Annotated in this window: 13 protein-coding genes and 1 pseudogene; 3 read left to right on the forward strand and 11 right to left on the reverse strand. The window is 71.9% G+C overall.

Annotation, left to right across the window (positions count from 1 at the left end):
* Positions 1-60: 60 nt before the first annotated feature.
* From WMF26_RS37875 to WMF26_RS37920, 10 genes and pseudogenes are all read right to left on the reverse strand, one after another.
* Positions 61-1,125: a hypothetical protein gene (locus WMF26_RS37875; protein ID WP_437950975.1), complete on the reverse strand. Its 1,065-nt coding sequence runs from the start codon at positions 1,123-1,125 to the stop codon at positions 61-63.
* A 28-nt stretch (positions 1,126-1,153) separates the two neighbouring features.
* Entirely contained in the window at positions 1,154-2,275 is a 1,122-nt protein-coding gene (locus WMF26_RS37880) for a hypothetical protein (protein WP_437996690.1), read from the reverse strand.
* Positions 2,272-3,813: pseudogene (locus WMF26_RS37885) on the reverse strand (hypothetical protein). Before WMF26_RS37885 ends, WMF26_RS37880 begins: the two are co-directional and overlap by 4 nt.
* A gap of 8 nt (positions 3,814-3,821) precedes the next feature.
* Positions 3,822-4,883: a hypothetical protein gene (locus WMF26_RS37890; protein ID WP_437996691.1), complete on the reverse strand. Its 1,062-nt coding sequence runs from the start codon at positions 4,881-4,883 to the stop codon at positions 3,822-3,824.
* Complete coding sequence (locus tag WMF26_RS37895; protein ID WP_437996692.1) at positions 4,880-7,087, reverse strand: hypothetical protein; 2,208 nt, start codon at positions 7,085-7,087, stop codon at positions 4,880-4,882. The genes WMF26_RS37890 and WMF26_RS37895 overlap by 4 nt, the downstream gene beginning before the upstream one ends.
* Positions 7,084-8,484: a hypothetical protein gene (locus WMF26_RS37900; RefSeq protein WP_437996693.1), complete on the reverse strand. Its 1,401-nt coding sequence runs from the start codon at positions 8,482-8,484 to the stop codon at positions 7,084-7,086. Before WMF26_RS37900 ends, WMF26_RS37895 begins: the two co-directional genes overlap by 4 nt.
* Positions 8,485-8,823: 339 nt before the next feature.
* Positions 8,824-9,801, reverse strand: coding sequence for a hypothetical protein (locus WMF26_RS37905; protein WP_437996694.1), 978 nt, complete (start codon positions 9,799-9,801; stop codon positions 8,824-8,826).
* A gap of 555 nt (positions 9,802-10,356) precedes the next feature.
* Positions 10,357-11,085: a competence/damage-inducible protein A gene (locus tag WMF26_RS37910; protein ID WP_437996695.1), complete on the reverse strand. Its 729-nt coding sequence runs from the start codon at positions 11,083-11,085 to the stop codon at positions 10,357-10,359.
* Positions 11,086-11,100: 15 nt separating this feature from the next.
* Positions 11,101-11,493, reverse strand: coding sequence for an exodeoxyribonuclease VII small subunit (xseB, locus tag WMF26_RS37915; protein WP_437950993.1), 393 nt, complete (start codon positions 11,491-11,493; stop codon positions 11,101-11,103).
* Positions 11,490-13,676, reverse strand: coding sequence for a HEAT repeat domain-containing protein (locus WMF26_RS37920; RefSeq protein ID WP_437996696.1), 2,187 nt, complete (start codon positions 13,674-13,676; stop codon positions 11,490-11,492). The genes xseB and WMF26_RS37920 overlap by 4 nt, the downstream gene beginning before the upstream one ends.
* Before the next feature lie 228 nt (positions 13,677-13,904).
* Here WMF26_RS37920 and WMF26_RS37925 point away from each other — a divergent pair, with 228 nt between their 5' ends.
* From WMF26_RS37925 to WMF26_RS37935, 3 genes are all read left to right on the forward strand, one after another.
* Positions 13,905-15,731 (forward strand): radical SAM protein, encoded by a 1,827-nt coding sequence (locus WMF26_RS37925; protein WP_437996697.1) that lies wholly within the window; start codon positions 13,905-13,907, stop codon positions 15,729-15,731.
* Between the two features lie 299 nt (positions 15,732-16,030).
* Positions 16,031-17,860: a protein kinase domain-containing protein gene (locus WMF26_RS37930; RefSeq protein WP_437996698.1), complete on the forward strand. Its 1,830-nt coding sequence runs from the start codon at positions 16,031-16,033 to the stop codon at positions 17,858-17,860.
* Positions 17,861-18,415: 555 nt separating this feature from the next.
* On the forward strand, positions 18,416-18,736 hold the full coding sequence (locus WMF26_RS37935) for a hypothetical protein (protein WP_061627058.1): 321 nt from the start codon (positions 18,416-18,418) through the stop codon (positions 18,734-18,736).
* On the opposite strand, the gene WMF26_RS37940 is transcribed toward WMF26_RS37935, so the two are convergent.
* Positions 18,703-19,173, reverse strand: coding sequence for a GNAT family N-acetyltransferase (locus WMF26_RS37940; RefSeq protein ID WP_061627057.1), 471 nt, complete (start codon positions 19,171-19,173; stop codon positions 18,703-18,705). The two genes, WMF26_RS37935 and WMF26_RS37940, sit on opposite strands and share 34 nt — an antisense overlap.
* Positions 19,174-19,179 lie beyond the last annotated feature (6 nt).

Here is a 19,179-nt window from a genome sequence, read left to right on the forward strand (position 1 = left end):
CACTGCCAGAGCCAGGGCGACCGTTCTGCACGCGCCGCAAGGCGGCGCCTCGCGTCTCTATCATGACGTGATACCGAGCGAGAAAAGGGCGTCCGACCAGAGCGGCCAGAGTGTGCGGTACGGGTGGGTCGCCAGCACCACGCCGCCGCTCGGCAGGCGGCGCACGTGGAACGGGGCGTGGTCGACGAGGAAGTAGACGTGCTCGCCCGTCAGTTCCACCCAGGTGAGGGGCCCGCTGCCGCGGGTGAACTGCTCGCCGCGCGCCCTGGCCTGCACCGTCAGGTTGTGGATCTCCTCGGCGCGCGGCGCCGCGGCGCGCCACGCCTCGTCGGGCACGTCCGCCGCGGCGATGAGCGCCTCGATCAGGGCGGAGCCCGGCATGGCCAGCGCCTTGAGGACGGTCTCGCGGGAGAGCGGGATCGAGCGCCCGCTCTTGTCCGTCGGGACCACCCGCGCTCCAGCGGGCGCCGCGTCGACGCGCGCGTGCAGCGCCTCCAGCGACATGCCCGCGATCAGCGAGACCTTTTCCTTGTCGTGGAGGCTGACCCACGACAGGGCCAGATCGCGCGCGATGTCGCGGGCGTCCGCGTGGTACGTCGCGCACATCGAGACCGGCGCGAGCCAGGTCCACGCGCTCGTGCAGCCGCCGGTCGAGACGCGCCTGCTCGCGTCGGGCGCGCAGAGGCGGAGCAACAGGTCCTCGAGGTCGTCCAGAACGATGTGCCACGTGAGCTCGGCTTCCGCCTCGACGGAGCGCGGTCCGCTGCCCAGGGCGAGGTCCATGTGCATGGGGGCAAAGTCCTCGATGTGGCGGGGGTGCATGTGGATGGGGCCCCACGGCTGGATGCGTTCGCTCCTGTCGGTGTAGCAGCGGAGGATGCAAGAGACGAACTGTCCGGAGCTCCCCAACATCGCGAAGTAGGCATCAGCATCGGCGCGTCCGAAGTGAGCTCGGATCTTCGCGACCGCCTCGTCGACGGAGGTCGTGCTGAAACTCGGGCTGGGGCGCATGTAGACGGACACGTTGTACGGTGGGTCGTGGACGAGAGCTGACAACGCCGCGCCGAACCCGTCGACCCTTGTTGCCTCGTCGCACCAGGCGAAGAAGTACGGTCCTGATCTCATATCTGGCTCACCATGATGAAGTTCCTCGTCAGGACATGAGGCCGAGCGAGCAGAGCGCGTTGGCCCAGAGCGGCCAGAGCGAACAGTAAGGGTGGGTTAAAAGCACCACGCCGTCGCTCGGCAGGCGGCGTACGACAAACGGGGGGTGCTTTTTCAGGAAGCGGATGTGACGATACGTGTCCGTGTAAACCGGCCAGGTGGGAGGTCCCTCCCCGGTCTCTGCGAGCTGGCTTGTCAGACCCAGGATCTCGGCCGTGCGCGGCGCGGCCGCGCGCCATGCCTCGTCCGGCACCGCCGCGGCCTCGAGCGCCTCCAGCAGGGCGGAGGGCGGTGCCGCCAGCGCCTTGAGGACGGTCTCGCGGGAGAGCGAGTGCGCGCGCTCGCCGCCGCCTTTGAGCGGAACGCGCGCCCCGGCCGGCGCGGCGTCGACGCGCGCGTGGAGCGCGGCAAGCGACATGCCCGCGATGCGCGACACGCTGTCCCTGTCGTGGAGGTGCACCCACGACACCGCGAGATCGCGCACGATCTCGCGGGCGTCCGCGTTGTACGTCGCGCACGTGGCGACCGGCGCGTTCCAGTGCCACGCGTTCGTACACGCGCCGGTGCGAACGCTCCCGCTCCCGTCCGGCGCGCAGAGACGTAGCAGCAGGTCCTCGAGGTCGACCTGCATGATGTGCCACGCCACCTGGGCCTCGGCCTCGATGGAGCGCGGGCCCCTGCCCCAGGCGAGTTCGAGCTTGAAGCGGAAGAAGTCCCTGTTCTCGTCGGGGGACATCTCGAGGGGCCCCTGCGGCTCGCGGGGGCCCCTCGCATTGAGACGTTCGTAAGCTTCAGCGCAGCAACAACTACCGAAATCGATGACGGGTATGCCAAGAGAAAAATCGGGTCCGCGACGGTCCGGAAGAACGAAACGTTGGGATGCGCGGAGCAGCACGCTGGACCTGACCAGAGCACCCCCGTCGCATTTGAAGTGGGCGCGGATCATGGCAGCGGCCTCCTCCATGGAGGTCGTGTCGCACGCCGCGTCGCAATACATACTCACGCCAATTAGCCACCCCGGCTGCACGAGGGCCGATAGCGCCGCCGTGAAGGCGTCGACCCTCGATGCCTCGTCACACCAGGCGTAGAAGCGCGGACCTGATTCGCTCATAACCGGATCACCTTGATGGGCTTGTTGAAGCCTTTCAGGCTCGCCCTCTTGCCCTTGTCCTCATCGAAGAGGTAACCGTCCTTGACAGTGTACTTCTTGCCACCGAGCTTCCCGCCCCGCTCCATGATGAGCTCGACCTCTACGACATCGCCGGCGCGGCCATTCCGCTTTAGCGCTTCCATCGCGTTGGACAACTGGTCGATCACCCTGTCGCCATCGACGTTGGTGCCCGCTTTCGCCTCGCTCAGGATGAGCTTCTCCCGCGCGGACACCGTCAGAAAATCGGGCGCCATCCCGTCGGTGCTCCCCGGCTTTGATTGTTACGGAATCTTGAGCACGTCGCGCACGCCGTCGTCGCCGACGCCGAGGAGCGCGCGCCCGTCGCCGGTCAGGAAACTCGTCACCGTCTTCTCGAACGCGTTGAGCGCCTTCTTCGTCACCGCCCCCTTCAGGTTCTTGTACCCGCGGAGCCTCCATACCTCGAACCCTTTGACAACGACCTTATCGACCTCCGCGATCTCCCCGGCGATCCGGATCCCACGCGGCGGTAGCGCGCCGGCGGCGGCGACGCCGTGCCAGACGTGCCCGACCGCCCCGAGCCCGAAGCCCAGCCCCGAGAAGATCCGCTCCTCGTCGCTGAGCTCGCGCCCGGCCGGCAGGCACCACTCCTTCCCGCTCACCGCCTCGCACAGGTCGAGCGCCGGCCCCACCACCGGCACGAACCCCACCCCGATGCGCGTCGTCGCGTGCACCAGCGTCTGCATCACCCCCGCGTACGCCTCGACGCCTTCGCCGACCGTCGACATCGCCCCCGCGAACGCGCTGATCGTCTGGTACAGCTGCGTCTGCTCCAGGTCGAGCCCGTCCCCTGTCCACTGGTTCAGACTGTCCTTCATCTGGTCCGCCAGCGCATCGAACCGCGGCTTCAGCACCGTGTCCACCACCGCGCGCAGGTCCGCCGGCACCGGCGTGTCCACGAACCAGTCCGACGCATCCATGAACCGCCGCACGTACGCCGTGATCCGGTTCTGCGCCTTCAGGAACGCGTTCGTCTCCGCCAGCGAAACCCCCATCCGGTCGCGCAGCGCGATCTCCAGCGCCGCGCTGTTCTCACGCCACGCCCGCACGTTCGCCACGAAGTCCGCCCGCGCGACCACCACCCCGCCGCTCACACCGGCCTCCAGCGCCGCGATCACCGCGTCCGCGTACCCCGCATAGGGATCCCTCCCCTCGTCGAACGCCCCCTCCAGCTCCGCGATGTCCGGCACCTCCACCCACGGCACCTCGCTCTCCCCGAGCGCGTAGTTCCACGGGTCGTCCGGCTCCCACCCCTCGATGTTGATCGTCGATGAGAAACGTTCTGAAAGAGCGAAGGACGGCCGAGAGAGAGCGGATGCCCACCCCCGGCCCGTGCTCGGCGCTTCGCGCCTGCGCGCGGTCCGCCCCTCCCTAATCGCGCGCTCCGCGCGCTCAGGGAGGGGTGCGCCGTCTAGTACCCGCAGCCGGAATGTGAAGTTTGTCGAACGGAGGACGTGCACGACCTGAGTCAGGACATCAGGCCGAGCACGAAGAGCGCGTCGGACCAGAGCGGCCAGAGCGTCCGGTAGGGGTGGGTCGCCAGAACGACGCCGCCGCTCGGGAGGCGGCGCACGCGGAAGGGGGCGTGCTCTTCGAGGAAGCGGACATGCCCGGGTGACATGACCTTTGCCCGAAAGGCCGGCGGCCCCTCGCCCTCGGCGGCTTCGTCGAGCTGACGGAGCAGCTCCATGATCTCGTGCGCCTTTGGCTCGGCGGCGCGCCACGCGTCGTCGGGCACCGCAGCGGCCTCGAGCGCATCCAGCAGCGCGGCCGGCGGCGTCGCGAGCGCCTTCAGGACGGTCTCGCGCGAGAGCGAGCCCGCGAGCTCGCTGCCGCCTTTCATAGGCACGCGCGCGCCGCGCGGCGCGGCGTCGACGCGCGCGTGCAGCGTCTCCAGCGACATGCCCGCGATGCGCGGGACGCTCTCCTTGTCGTGCAGGTGCACCCACGATAAGGCGAGATCGCGCGCGAGCTCCGCCGCGTTCGCGTTGTAGGTCGCGCACATCTCGACCGGGGCGAACCAGTCCTCCTCGTCCGTGCAGGCGCCGGTCGGCACGCGCCCGCTCCCGTCCGGCGCGCACAGGCGGAGCAGGAGGTCTTCGATGTCACCCTGAACCAGGTGGTAGGCGACCGCGGCCTCGGCTTCCACGAAGCGCGGGCCGTAGGTGCTCACGAGGATCTCGTACGGGAAAAAATCCCGCCTGCGTTCGCCCGCAGTCAAGCGGAGCGGGCCCCAAGGATGGAGACGTTCGCTTTCGTCGGTGTAGCAAATGAGCTCGAACATCATGACGCGCTCGGAATCGCTCAGCCTCACGCCAGACCCTAGGTGAGCGTTGTTCGTCCCTCCGAAGTGGGCGTGAATCATCGCGAGCACTTCGTCCACGGAGCGCGTCTCGCACCCTTGCTGGTGGCTCATCATTAGGCTGAGAAGCGCCCCCGGGTTGACGAGGGCCAACAGTGCCGCAGCGAACGCGTCGAGCCGTTCTGTCTCGTCACACCACGCATAGAACCAAGGTTCTGATCGACTCATAGCCGGATTACCATGATGAATTTGTCAAAGTCTATCAGGGTCACGTTCTTGCCCGTCTTCCAGTTGAACAGGTAGCCGTCCCGAACCGTGATGTTCGGATCATTGAAACCCGCACCCTGCTCCATGATGAGCTCGACCCGGGCCACGTCTCCATCGAGCCCTTTGTCCTTCAGCGCCTTCATCGCGTTCGTGAGCTGCTCGCGTACCTTCCTGACCGGGATCGTTCCGCCCTTCGCCTCGCTGATGATAAGCCTGTATCCGCTGGATATCGATACGAAGTCGGGCGCCGCCCCCTCGCTACCGCCAGGGCTTGAGTGTTTCGGAATGCCGACCACCTCGCGCACGCCGTCGTCGCCGACGCCGACGAGCGATCGGCCGTCGTCTACCAGGAACTTGGCGGCCTTTTTCTCGAAGATGTCCACCTCAAACTTGGTGATCGCCCCGGTGAGCGTCTTGTACCCCCGGACCCGGTTCGTCTTGACAATCTGAGCGAACGCCTCCTCGATCTCGGCGATCTCCCCTGCCACCCGGATCGCGGCCGGTCGCAGCCCGCTGCTGGTCTTGACCGCGCGCCACATCGGCCCGACGGCAGCCCCGAGCCCGAACCCCACCCCCGAGAAGATCCGCTCCTCGTCGCTCAGCGCTCGCCCGGCCGGCAGGCAGAACGCCTTGCCCGTCACCGCCTCGCACAGGTCGAGCGCCGGCCCCACCACCGGCACGAACCCCACCCCGATGCGCGTCGTCGCGTGCACCAGCGTCTGCATCACCTCCGCGTACGCCTCGACGCCTTCGCCGACCGTCGACATCGCCCCCGCGAACGCGCTGATCGTCTGGTAGAGCTGCGTCTGCTCCAGGTCGAGCCCGCCCCCCGTCCACAGGTTGAGGTTGTCCTTCATCTGGTCCGCGAGCGTGTCGAACCGCGGCTTCAGCACCATGTCCACCACCGCGCGCAGGTCCGCCGGCACCGGCGACTCCTCGAACCAGTCCGACGCATCCATGAACTGCCGCACGAACCCGGTGATCCGGTTCTGCGCGTTCAGGAACGCGTTGGTCTCCGCCAGCGACACCCCCATCCGGTCGCGCAGCGCGATCTCCAGCGCCGCGCTGTTCGACCGCCACGCCCGCACGTTCGCCACGAAGTCCGCGCGAAAGATCACCACCCGGCCGCTGACGTCCGCTTCCAGCGCGGCGAGCACCGCGTCCGCGTACGCCGCGTAGGGATCCCTCCCCTCCTCGAACGCCCCCTCCACCTCCGCGACGTCCGGCACCTCGACCCACGGCACCTCGCTCTCCCCGAGCGCGTAGTTCCACGGGTCGTCCGGATCCCACCCCTCGGCGCGCGCGTCCTGCGTCGCCAGGTCCGCCACCTCGTCCGCCTGCGCCCCGAACTCGTCGATCAGCCGCGCGAGCTCGTCCTCGAGATCGCTGACGCTCTTCTTCAGATCGTCGACGAGCTGCTCCATCGCCGCCCGCGTCTCTGCGCCGACCACGTCCTCGTACCGGTCCAGGACCGCGTCGAGGTCGGTCCGCGAGATCTCGTCCAGCGGCCGGCCGACCAGGTCCTTCAGCTCGGTGTCGAGCTGCTGGAGCAAATCCATCTTCTCCGCCAGGCGCTCCACCCGCGGCGCGTTCGCCACGAGCGCCTTTCGCTCCTTGGCGATCTCGGCCAGCAGGATCTCGATGTCGCGCGCCAGCGCCGGGTTGATCTCCGCGAGGCTCAGGTCGAGGGTCGTGTCGCCGGAGAACGCCACCCCGCGGCGCCGGATGTCGAAGAGCGGCTTGTTCAACCCGAGCGGCACCGACACGAGGTTCACCACCTCGCGCGCGTCGACGCAGGTGTTGTCGCCCCCCTCCCTGCTGACGTGGAAGTGGAAGTCGTTCATGCCCATCCCGAGCAGCACCGAATCGAACGCCGCCTCCATCCGGTTGCTCTCCGAGCCGTCGTCATGGAACGCGAACTCGCCCGGGACTTCGTAGGTGGGAAGCGGCGTCTGGTTCACGCGGAAGTACGCCGCTCCCGGGACGGCGAGCTCGGGGGTGAGGCACCCCGGGTTGAACTGGGTGGAGACCCAGTCGAGGGTGTACGGCGTACCGGCCCACGCGAACGAGGGCGCCACCAACGCCGCCGCAGCGATCAGCGCGACGAGCTTCTGCAGCGCCGCGGCGCTCCAGCCAGGCCGCGCTACGTCCTTGGAGCCTCTCATGTCCCCTCCGCGCCGCGCACGGCAGCGTCATACGCCATCGCGGCGCCCTTCACGTCGCCCGCGTCGAGCCGCGCCTGCGCCACATCGAGCGCCGCCGCGGCCATCCCCTTCTCCCGCAGCGCCGCGAGGCCCGCCGCGATCTGCTGCGGCAGCCCCGTCCTGAGCTCGGCCTCCGCGGCGTCGAACCGCCCCCGAAGCACGGCGCAGCCGGCATCGCGCCACGACGACCCCGCCGCCTCGCAGAGAGGCCGCAGCTGCACCAGCGCCACGAGCGCCCCGCACCGCTCGGCCAAGAGCGGCAGCCCGAGCTCCTCGCTCTCCGGCGGCGCCGCCGACAGCGCCGCGACCTGCGCGCGCGCACGCTCCCCGAAGGCGTCCGACGCCTTGCGGGCCCGCGACCGCGCGATCGCCTCGCGCGCCCCCTCGTCCATCTGCAGCACGCGGAGCGCCTGCCGGCGCAGCGCGATGCCGCCGAGCAGCGCCGCCGCGGTCGCGTCGCTCCGGGCGACACGCCCCTGCACGTAACCCAGCATGGCGTTCAGCGAGCGCAGCGCGCCCGACGTCATGTCCGGCGGCACCGCCCCGTGCGTGGCGAGGAGCTCGCCGTGCGGCGCCATCGCCTCGTCGAAGGAGGCCGCGAAGACCTGGAGCGCCGCCGACGACCGCAGGATCTCCGCGGTGAGCTCGCCGGGCGCGCGGCTCGCCTCGCGCGCCGCCGCGAGCACCGCCTGCTCCACGCCGTCGAGGCCGTCGATGTCCGACCGCGACGCCTGCTCCGAGAGCGCCGCGTACGCCGCCGTCTCCGCCGCCTCGCTCGCGCGGTAGGCGGCGAAGCGCGCCGCGACGCCCGCGTACTTCGATTGCAACGGCGCGACGTCGCTCCGGGCCTGGTCGAAGATCGCCTGCACGACCGCCATTGCCTGCCTGTCGGCCGCGAGCGCGGCGGCGAGCGGCTCCCTCTCGGCGCTGGCCCTGTCGATCATCGCCGCCTTGAAGTTGCCGGCCGCGTCGACCGGCGCCTGCGCGAGCAGCGCTCTCTGGCGGTCCGCGGCCTCGCCGAGCAGCGACTTCATCTTGCCCGCGAGCGTCGCCCGCAGCGACTCGGCGTTCCTCGCGTCGTCCCGCACGTGCTCGATCATCTCGTCCACGTGGCCGAACCAGACGTCGAGCGAATAGCTGCTCGCGACGATATCGTCGAGCGTCTTGTTGTTCGGCCGCGTGGCCCACATCTCGATGGGCAGCGCGCCGTCCTTCTCGGCCTGGCTCCACGCGGCGCCCGGGCCGAGGTTCTCGCCCACGCAATGCTCCTCGCCGCCCACCGCCGCCGCGCAAAAGCTCCCGAACGTGTGATCCTCGCGCTCCCACAAGCACCCCGCCGCCACAGCGCCAAGCGTCACGGCGGCGACAGCCGCAGCGAGAATCGTCCTCCGCCGTCTCGGTCTGGATCGCTCCTTCATACTCATTGCATCCACCCCGCGATTTTTCTCACCCGCGCACGCTCGCCCGCCCGTTCTTCAGGTGCAAGCGTCCTCACGAAAGCGGTAGGACATTGCTCGGCCGAGGAACACGTTGGCTGGCCACTCAGATCCATAAGAATCCACGAGAAATGGATGCGAGCTGGCCCCAGCGATGGCCCACCCGTCACGTCGCCGGGGAGGCGTGACAAAAAGGAAGAGGGCCCAGGTTGCAGCCTGAGCCCTCCGTCGACGCTCGGGCCCGATCAGGGCGCTCTTGGCTCAGACCGGCGCGTCGTCGTCTTCGAGCGGATCCCCCTCGTCCTGCGGCGCGCCCCCGGCGCTGCCGCTTCCAGCGCTGCCGCTGCCGGCCGCGCCGCCTCCTCCGCCGGGCGCCTCGGTCGCCCTCTTCCTGGTGCTCCGGCTGAACAGCCGCCGCGTCGCGATGGGTACGAGCCGCGGGATGGTCGGATCCTGCTCGTTGGCGCGCTCGAACACCCGCACGATCTGCTCGAGCAGGATCAGGTTGATGCCGTCGGCCCGGTCGAGATCGCCGCCCGTGACCTTCTGGCCCGCGGGGCGCGCGGCCGCGGTCTTCGCCGCCTGGATCAGCTCCTTCGCGGTCTCTTCGAGGCGCTCGACGTAGTCCTGGTCGAGCCGCATCAGCTTGGCGCGCACGGCGAGGGGGCCCTTCTTCTGCGCGAGGTAGCGCTTGCCGAGCGCGGCGAGCTGCGTGAGCCCGCGCGCGAGCGCGCCCGGATCCTCCGCGGTGCCGACCGCCTGCGCGAGCTCTTCGCGCGCCTCCTTGCCCGAGCCGGCGACGCCGCGAAGGACCTCGTAGGCCTGGTCGCGCAGGAGGAGCGCGCGCGAGAGCCGCTCGCGCAGCGCCGCGTCCGTCGTGGCGCGCGCCGCGTCCTTCTTCTGCCCGGCGCTCTCGTGCGCCTCGAGCAGCCGCTCCAGCGCGAGCGCTTGGTCGACCGCGAGCGCGAGCAGCTCCGGCGAGAAGCCGCGCAGCTTCTCCCGCTTCTCCTTCGACGCGCCCGACCAGCACGCGTGCGCCGTCGCGTAGAGGCGGCGCAGATCGGTCAAGACGCGCGAGGAGGCGATCTGCCGCCCTCGATCGACGAGCTGGGCTTCGGTCGTGCCGTCGAGCAACGCCTCGATGATGCCGGGCTCCGGCTTGCCGAGCCGCTCGGCAAGGGATTCGAGCGTGGGATCGTTGTCATCGGTCTCTTCGGGAGGAGAGATAGGTTTGGCCATCTGCGCAGGCTAAAGATGTGCGGAGCGGCACGTCGAGGGCGTGGCAAGTTTTGGCCATGGCGCCGGGGAGCGTGCCCGTGGATGGCGACAGCGCGACGCGCGACGCGCGACGCGCGAGCGCGCGGCGCGCAACCGTCGGCATCGCGGCGGCGGGCGTCGTCATTCCGGGAGGGGGCCGTCGTCATCCGAGGTGGATGGCGTCGTCATCCGCCCGGGAGCCATCTGCATCCGACCCGGAGCCATCGGCATCGGGGCTGGGGCCCGCCGGCATGCGGCCGGAGCCCATCGGCATCCGGCCGGGACCCATCGGCATCGGGCGGCGAGCCATCGTCATCCGGCCCGGAGACGTCGTCATCGGGGCGAGTACCCGCCGTCATCCGACGGGGGGTTCATCGTCATCCGAGGTGGAACCCGTCGTCATCCGGCGGAGACCCGTCGGCATCCGCTCGCCGGAGAGACGCGGCTACCGCTCCCGCCCGTCGGCCGCCGCGCCCCGAAGGAGCCCGACGGCGCGGCGCCGGCCGGGCTCACCGGGAGAGGCGAGGGCGGCGCGCGTCACTCGACGCGGACGACCGTCTCCGCGGGCAGGCTCGCGGCGAAGGCGTCGCGCGCCGCGCGCACCTTCGCCTCGACGAGGCCGTCGAACGTGAGCTTCGTGCGGTACTCGACGCCGGACCACCGGGGGTAGGAGCCGATGTCGACGTCGCGGTGCGCCTCGACCACGCGGTCGAGCATCGGCTTGAGCTGCCCCTCGTCGAGCGTCGTGAACACCGCGAGCGAGACGAACGGCGTGCCGCCCGAGAGCTCGGCCTGGATGAGCGCCTGCTTGGCCCGGAAGATCTGCGGCACGCCGGGCAGCATCCACACGTTGCGCATCACCACGGCCGGCCACGCGGCGCTGCCGCCGGTCACGAGCCGCGCGCCCTCCGGGATGCGCGCCATCAGCAGGTGCCCCTCGGTGAGCCGGTCGCCGTAGTACTCGCGCAGCATGCTCTCCATGTTGGGCGCGCTGACCACCGGCACGCCGAAGGCGCGCGCGACGCCCGCGATCGTCAGATCGTCATGCGTCGGGCCCACGCCGCCGCTCGTGAAGAGCCAGTCGTGCGACGCCGAGAGCGCCCGCACCTCGGCGGCGATCACCTCGAGGTCGTCGAGCACCATCACCGCGCGCTCCAGCTTGACGCCGAGCGCGCGCAGGGTGCCGGCGAGCACGAACAGGTTCTCGTCAGCGATCTTCCCGCTGAGCAGCTCGTTGCCGATGATCAGCGCCGCGGCCGTCCTCATCTCACCTTGCTCCGCTCAGCCCTCGAACTCGCGCGTCACCGGGCGCCCGTCGGCGTCCATCCCGAGCAGCTCCTCGACGCGCTTCTCCGCGCGGTCGAGCCGCTCCTGCGCCGACCGCGACAGCCGGATGCCCTCCTCGAAGAGCGACAGCGCGCGCTCCAGCGGCAGATCGCCGCCCTCGAGCTCCGCCACGATCTTCGCGAGGCGGCGCGTCGACTCCTCGAACGACATCGCGCCCGCGGCCTTGTCGCCGCTCGCGGGAGCGCGGTCGCCCTCGGCCAGAGACGCCGCGGCGCGGGGCTCCGCGCGCGATCCCACGCCGGAGTCCACGCCGGCTTCCACGCCGGGTCCCTCGCCCGGCCCCTCGCCCGTGCGGCTCTCGTCCGTCGCGTTGCTCATCGTCGTCATGAGCCAGCGTCCCCCGGGGGTGCGGCCGGCGCAAGCAGGACGGAGCTCACCCCGGGCGGCACCGCCGGCACGAGGAGCACGCCGTCGGGATCGGCCACGACCGGGACCGCCAGCCCATCCGGGCGGACGAGCCGCGCCGGACGCGACGACGCGCTCGCGGCCGCGCCCTGGTCGTTCGGGACGATCGCGATCCACACCACCCCCGTGGCCAGCGCGGCGCGCGGCGGATCGAGCGCCGGCCCGCCGGCGCCGGACAGCGCGGCCCGCGCGAGCGCGCGCACCCCCTCGTCGGGATCGAGATCCCGCGCCGCGAGCAGGACGCGCCGGCGCTGCACCTCGGTGCGCCGAGACAGCCCGCGGACGATCGCGCGGCGCACCGCGGGGTCGTCCTCGAAGCGGTAGGCGCGCGCGAGGAGCGACACGCTGTCGGGCAACGGGTCGCTCCCGAGGCCGAGCGCGACGTGCGCGCGCACGACCGGATCGCTCCCCTCGAGCAGCCGCTTGAGCCTACCGCGGACCACCTCGTCGTCGCGGGCCGCGAGCGCGCGCGCCGCGAGCGGCGACAGCGGGCCGCCCGCCTCCGCGAGCGCGGCGAGCCGCGAGGTCGCGACCGCGCCGCCCCGAGGCTCCGCGAGCAGCGCGACGCCGGCGGAGACCGCCGCCGCGTCGGGCGCGGCGTCGTCGCCGCCCGGCGCGGCGCCGCCGCCGGGCGCGGCGAGCTCCGCGAACAGCGGGGCGAGCGCGGCGAGGGCGCGCTCGCCCCGCGCGAGCGCGCCGCGCGCCGCCGCGTGGACCGCCGCGCGATCGCACGAGGCCGGAGCGCACCCGCCGACGGCCTCGAGCGGGTCGCGGAGGCCGAGCGCCACGGCCCCGAACACCCCGACGGCGCGATCGCTCGACCCCTTCGGCGCCGCGAGCGCGGCGAGGAGCCGCCCCTCGAGCGACCCGGGCGCGTCGCGCAGCGCGAGCCCGCGCACCACGCCCGCGCGCAGGCCGAGCCTGCGGAGCTCCGCGTCCTTCGCGGCGCGCGGCCCGTCGACGAGCTCCGCGACGGCGGCCCGCGCCTCGGCCCCGGGCATCGTCGCGAGCGCGAACGCCGCGGCCGTCGCGAGCTCCGGGCGCTCGAGCGTCAGCCGGCGCAGCTGCCGCGCCGCCTCCGCGCCGCCCGCGCGGCCGATCGCCGCGACGGCGCGCGGCCGCGCGTCCTCCGGGAGCAGCGGGAGCGCGCGCGCGAGCGCCGGCACGAGCCGCTCCGCCGGGGCGAGCTCGGCCAGCCTGAGCCCCTCGAGCCGGCCCAGCTCGGACCCGAGCAGCGAGGCCACCGCGTCCGGCGCCTCCGGCGCGCCGAGGTGGACGAGGATCTCGACGGTCGCCTCGAAGAGCCCCGGCTCCGGCTTGCTCAGCCACGCGCGCGCCTTGGCCAGCGCCGCCTCGTCGCCGAGCCGCGCGAGGGCGCGCGCCGCGGCCACCTGCGCCGCCCGGTCGCCGCCCTCGAGCATCGGCCGCAGCGCCGCGATCGCCCGGAGATCGCCGAGCTCGCCGAGGAAGCTCACGAGCGCGGGCTCGAGCCGCTTGCGGCTCCCGAGCAGGAGCTGGAGCGACTCGGGCGGGTACGCCTTGAGGGCGAGCGCGGCGGCCTCCCCCGCGGCCCCGCCCTGCACGATCGCGTTCACGAGCGCGCCGAGCGCGCGCCGCTCCCCGGTGCGCGCGAGCGCGAGGGCGGCGGTGCCGCGCAGCACCTCGCCGAGCGGGGAGGCGGCGCCGCGCGCCGGGCCGCCGCCCTCCGAGAGCTCGCGCGAGAGGAGCTGGCGCACGCTGTCGCGCTGCGCGTGCGGGGCGAGCGCCCGCGCCGCCGCGAGGCGCGCCCTGGGATCCCGCGCCGCCGGGCCCCCCTGATCGACCGCGGCGAGCAGCGCGGTCACCGCCTCCTCGGTGCCGATCGCGCCGAGCCGCTCGATGCCGCGCAGCCGCGCCTCGGGGTCGCTCGACGCGAGCAGCCGCTCGGCGACGGGCACGCCGAGGCTGCCGCGCAGCGGCGCCGCGCCGGCCTCGGCCCTGCCGCTGTCCTCCGCGGGCCGGGGCGACCGCGCGACCGGCTGCGCCACGGCCGCGCCCGCCACCGCCGCGACCGCGAGCGCCGCGGCGAGGCCCAGGGCGCGGTGGGTTCCAGGGAGGAATCGCATACGCGCCCCGTACTATCCCGCGATCGACGGCCCGCTGTCACTCCCCGGGCTGAGCCGCGGAGGGCGCGCCAACGCGGCGTGACGAGCCTGGAATTTGATGGAAGCACGCGCTAGGTCGACCTACGGTGCGGCCGCGAAATGCGCCTGTGAGCGAGGTGACGCTTGATCGACCTGGTACGGACACTGGAAAAGGCCATCACGGTATCGGCCAACAAGGCGTGGCCACTCTTGCAGCATCTGAGCCGGCTCGGCGGCGAGCCCAAGCCGTTCCACCCGAAGTGGAGCGACAAGCCGATCCCGCGGGGCGGCGAGCGCTCGAAGCCCCCGCTCGGCTGGCCTCGCGAGACGGACAGCCTGTGCCCGCGCTGCGTCAAGGAGGCGCGCGCCGAGATCCTGAGTGGCAGGGCGGACTGGACCAAGCTCATCCATGACAAGCCCGGGGAGATCCGCGCCCGCATCGTCGCGCGCGACGGCCGCGTCGTCATGGAGAAGACGTGCCCGAAGCACGGCTCCTTCTCGGACACGATCTCGATCGACCCGGATTTCCTCGCCCGGATCGAGCGCCTGTTCGGCGGCCGCGACGTCGAGATGACGCCGGACAGGATCCACAACCACGGCTCGAGCACCATCCGGTACGGCCGCGGCTCGGTGCTCACGGTCGATCTGACGAACCGCTGCAACATGATGTGCGACCCGTGCTTCATGGATGCCAATCAGGTCGGCTACGTGCACGAGCTCTCGTGGGAGGAGATCACGCGCATCCTGGACGACGCGGCGGAGGTGCGCCCGCGCCGCCAGATGTCGATCCAGTTCTCCGGCGGCGAGCCGACGCTGAGCCCGCATTTCCTCGACGCGATCCGGTACGCGCGCCAGAAGGGGTACTTCGCGGTGCAGTGCGCGACGAACGGGCTCCGCTTCGCGGAGGAGCCGGGCTTCGCCAGGAAGGCCAAGGAGGCGGGCCTCCGGATGGCGTACCTGCAGTTCGACGGGGTGACGAACGCCGCGAACGGCCACCGGAAGATCGCGAACCTCTATGACGTGAAGCTGCGGGCGATCGAGGAGCTCTCGGCCGCCGGGATCGACGTCATCCTGGTCGTGACGATCGTCAACGGCGTGAACAACGACCAGGTGGGCCCGATCATCGACTTCGCGGTCCAGAACGCCGACAAGATCACGGTCGTCAGCTTCCAGCCGGTCAGCTTCACCGGCCGCGACGAGGACATCTCCGACGAGCTGCGCGAGAAGCAGCGCTACACGCTGAGCCACCTCGCGCACGACGTCGCCCGGCAGACCGGCGTGACCGACCCGCTCCGCGACTGGTTCCCCCTGTCGGCGCTCAGCCCCTTCGGCAACGTGACCGATCTGCTCGACGGCCCCGACAAGGACTGGGGCCAGCTCAACTGCGGGTGCCACCCGAACTGCGGGATCGGGACCGCGCTGTTCGTCCACAAGAAGACGAAGCAGGTGGTCCCGCTGCTCGATTTCATCGACGTCGAGGGGCTGCTCGCCGACCTGCGCGCGATCTTCGACGCCGGGCGCGGCCGCGCGCTCACGAAGGCGCAGGTCGTCGCCGCGCTCTTGCGCCGCTACCGGCCCGAGAAGGCGCCGCCGAACTTCCACCTCGCGACCCTGGTGAAGCAGTTCATGAGCCAGACGGGCGCCGCGCACGCCGGCGAGGGCGACGCGCGCGACTACGAGTGGCGGGTCCTGTTCGTGGCGGGCATGTGGTTCCAGGACCTGTTCAACTACGATTTCCGCCGCACCGAGATGTGCATCATTCCGTACGGAACGCAGCTCGGCGAGATCAGCTTCTGCGCGTACAACACCGGCGCCGGGTGGCGGAACATCCTCGAGAAGATGAAGGCCAATGCCACGGTAGCCGAATGGTACAAGAAGCACGGCCGGCACCCCGTGTACGCAAAGAATAAGGATCTCCCTCTACCGACCTACGAGAATCCCCTAACGATCATCGAGCACGATCTCGCATTGCGCGAGCGCGAGCAGGGCGGCCCGCGCGCGCGACCGGCGGCCAGGCGGCTGCCGATCGTGAGCTGATCGCGCGGCCTCCTCCGCCTCCTCCGCGCCCGCGCGCGAGCCTGCCACGCGCCCCCGCGCGCATGCGCCATCGCCGCCGATCGCCGACCGAAGGATCACGTGAGCCTAGGCTGTCGGCGATCGGTCGTAGCGCGCCTCACATCGGGAGGAAATCGGGTTTTCGTCGTGGCCGTGTGCGTGCCCGCGCGCGCGCACGCGCAGGCACACACACGTGGAGATGCGGCGCATGACTCGTGGAGAACGCACCACGCATGGTGTAGCCTGGTCGTGTGACCTTGCACGCTGGCCGCTATGAGAGCTTGCGCGCCATTGCGTCGGGCGGCATGGCCACCGTGTACCTCGGGCGGGCGATCGGCGCCGGCGGGTTCGAGCGCCTCGTCGCCCTGAAGATGATGCACCCGCACATCGCGGCGGAGCCCGAGTTCGTCGCGATGTTCCTCGACGAGGCGCGCCTCGCGGCGCGGGTCCGCCACCCCAACGTCGTCGCCACGTTCGATCTCGTCGAGGACCCGCTGTTCCTCGTCATGGAGTACATCGAGGGCCCGTCGCTGCACCTCTTGCTCCGCACGTGCGCGCGGGCGAAGCGGCGGGTCCCCATCGGGATCGTGCTCCGCATCTTCCTCGACATGCTCGCGGGCCTGCACGCGGCGCACGAGCTCACCGGCTCCGAGGGCGAGCCGCTCAACCTCGTGCACCGCGACGTCTCGCCGCAGAACGTGATCGTCGGCATCGACGGCGTCTCGCGCATCACCGACTTCGGCGTGGCGCGCGCCGAGACGCGGCTCATGTCGACGCAGGGGAACGCGCTCAAGGGCAAGCTCTCGTACATGGCGCCCGAGCAGATCCAGGGCGAGCAGGTCGACCGCCGCAGCGACGTGTACTCGGCCGGCGTGGTGCTCTGGGAGATGCTCACGGAGGAGCGCCTGTTCAAGGCCGACAACGACGGCGCGCTGATCGCGCAGATCTTGAAGGGCCCGCCCGCTGGTCCGCGCGCGGTGGTGCCGTCGGTCCCCGCCGCGCTCGACACGATCTGCATGCGCGCGCTGCGCGCCGACCCGGACGACCGGTTCCCGACCGCGGCGGCGTTCGCCGAGACGCTGGAAGAGGCGGCCGCGCAGACGCCGGGCCTCGCCGTGTCGTCGCCCCGGGCGGTGGAGGCGCTCATCAAGGAGGTCGGCCTGCGCGACCTCACCGCGCCCATCAGCGTGCGGAGCGGCCCCGCGTCGGGCCCGAGGTCCGGGCCGCTGTCGGGGCGCTCGCCGCTCAGCCAGCGCTCCCCTCGGAGCGAGCCCTTGCCCCTGAGCCAGCGCTCTCCGCGGAGCGAGCCGCTGAGCCAGCGCTCTCCCCTGGGCGAGCCGCTGACCCAGCGCGCCCCCCTGGGCGAGCCGCTGAGCCAGAGCGCTCCCTTGAGCGACCGCTCTCCGCTCGGCCTGCAGATCCTCGGGCCGGCGCCGGACCTCTCGAGCGCCGAGGGCAGCGCGCCGGGGCTCGGCGCCGTCGTCTCGGAGCCCGTGTTCCGCCGGCAGCACCTCGTGCGCCGCAGCGTGATCGCCAGCGTCTGCGCGGTCGCGCTCGCGGCCGGCGTGGGCGCCTTCTTCGCCTTCGGCGCGCGCGAGCCCGCCGCGCGAGAAGCGGCGGAGAGCGCCCCGGTCCTCCCGAGCTCGCCGCACCTGCCCGCGACCGTGGCCGACGGCGCGACGGTCCACGCCGCCGCGCCAGGGCAGCCCGCCGGGGCCGTCGAGGCTCTCGCCCCCGGCGGCGCCGGCCAGGTCCCCGCCCCCGGCCGAGCCGCGCACAGCCCTTCCCCCGTCGGTTCCGCCCATGCCCCCGCTGCCGGCCGCGCCGTCCAGGGCTCCGCGCTGGGCAGATCCGCGCATGGCCCTGCTCCCACCGCCAACCGCGCGACGAACGCCGTCCCGCGGCCGGCGCCCAGAGCGACCCCGCCCGTGGCCGTCAAGCCCAGGACGGGTCGGCCGGACACGCGCACAGCGGGCGGATCCACCGCCTCGACGGCGAAGCCTGCCCCCCGCTCGCCGGCCGTCCGCACCGCGGCGCCGAAGGCGACGGAGCCGAAGCGGAGCGCTCCGCGGGCGACCTCCCGGACCCCCTTCAAACCCTCGGGGCTGTGACACGCCCATGAGCGGGCGGTGACGCGCCGACCAGCGGGGCGGTGACGCGCCCGCCAGCGGGGCGGCGATGCGTCAAGCAGCGAGGTGATCACGCGCCGGCCAGCGAGTGATCACGCGCCGGCCCGCGAGGAGGTAACGCGCGATGTCACGAGGCGTCGCGAGACGCCATCGGCGCACCTGCGTCCCCGGACGTCAACGCTGGACAGACGCGGCGCGCTGCGCCTGCGCGCCGGCGCAGCGATCCTCACGCGCGCGGCCCGCCCGGCGATGATCCTTTTTGCCGACCCGTCCAACACTCCGGCCATGGAGGCCCGTCCAATGCTCCGGCGGCCGCCATCGCCCTCCGGCTCGCGCAGGCCGCGCGAGCCGAGGTCGCGCTGTCAGCCATGGAACGCGTCGCTGCCGCACCTACATCGCCGCGAAAACCAGCAGAACGTCAGTCGCCGTCTCACGAGCGCGACATAGGAGGTAGGCTATTCTTGTCGTGGGGCGGTATGTGCTCGCCCAAGTGAAAGACGCGCCGCGCGTCAGACGTTACCCCGGGGGAACCAGCTCATGCGCTCGCTTTTCGAGCAGGTGGTCGAGTGCTGCGGCCTCGCGCCCGCGTTCGCCAGGAAGATCATCCAGGAGGCCTGCGAGCGGAGCGGCGTGTCGCCGCCCGACGCGATGACGCCTGCCGATCTCATCCGGTCCCTCCCCCAGATCCGCCAGGCCCTCGGCGTCTTCCTCGATCCCTCGGAGGTCGCGCTGAAGACGGCCGCGATGCGCGCCCTCGTCAAGGGCTCCTGGCCGTCGATGCCCGCGGTCGTCCCCCCCGCCCAGAACCAGGACGGCCGGACACCTCAGGACGAGCCGAAGTCCAAATCGAGCTCGTAGAGCTCGTAGTGCGACCGCTTCATTCCGAGCGCGACATAGGTCGACTGCGCACGCGCGTTCGCGGTCTCCACGTAGAGGCGGATGCCGCATACGTCCCCCGCGTCCGCCGCCATCTCGTGGACTCGCCGGTACAGCGCCCGGAAGACCCCGCTGCGCCGCGCCGCGGGCGACACGTAGACGGACTGGATCCACCAGAAAGTGCCGTTTCTCCAGTCACTCCATTCGTAGGTCACCATCAGCTGCCCAGCCACCTCGGAGGCGCGCTCGGCGACCAGATAGAACCCTTTGGTCTCATCCGCGATCAGCGCGGCGGCGCCGCGGAGGGTGGTGGCGGTGTCCAGCACCTTGCCCTCCGTCTCGAGCGCCATGGCCCGGTTGTTCGCCGCGATGATCTCCACGTCGGCGGGCGCCGCCCGGCGGATCACGAGCGCTGTCACAGGGCG

The organism is Sorangium sp. So ce185 (assembly GCF_051526825.1).
Lineage (GTDB): Bacteria > Myxococcota_A > Polyangia > Polyangiales > Polyangiaceae > Sorangium > Sorangium cellulosum_D.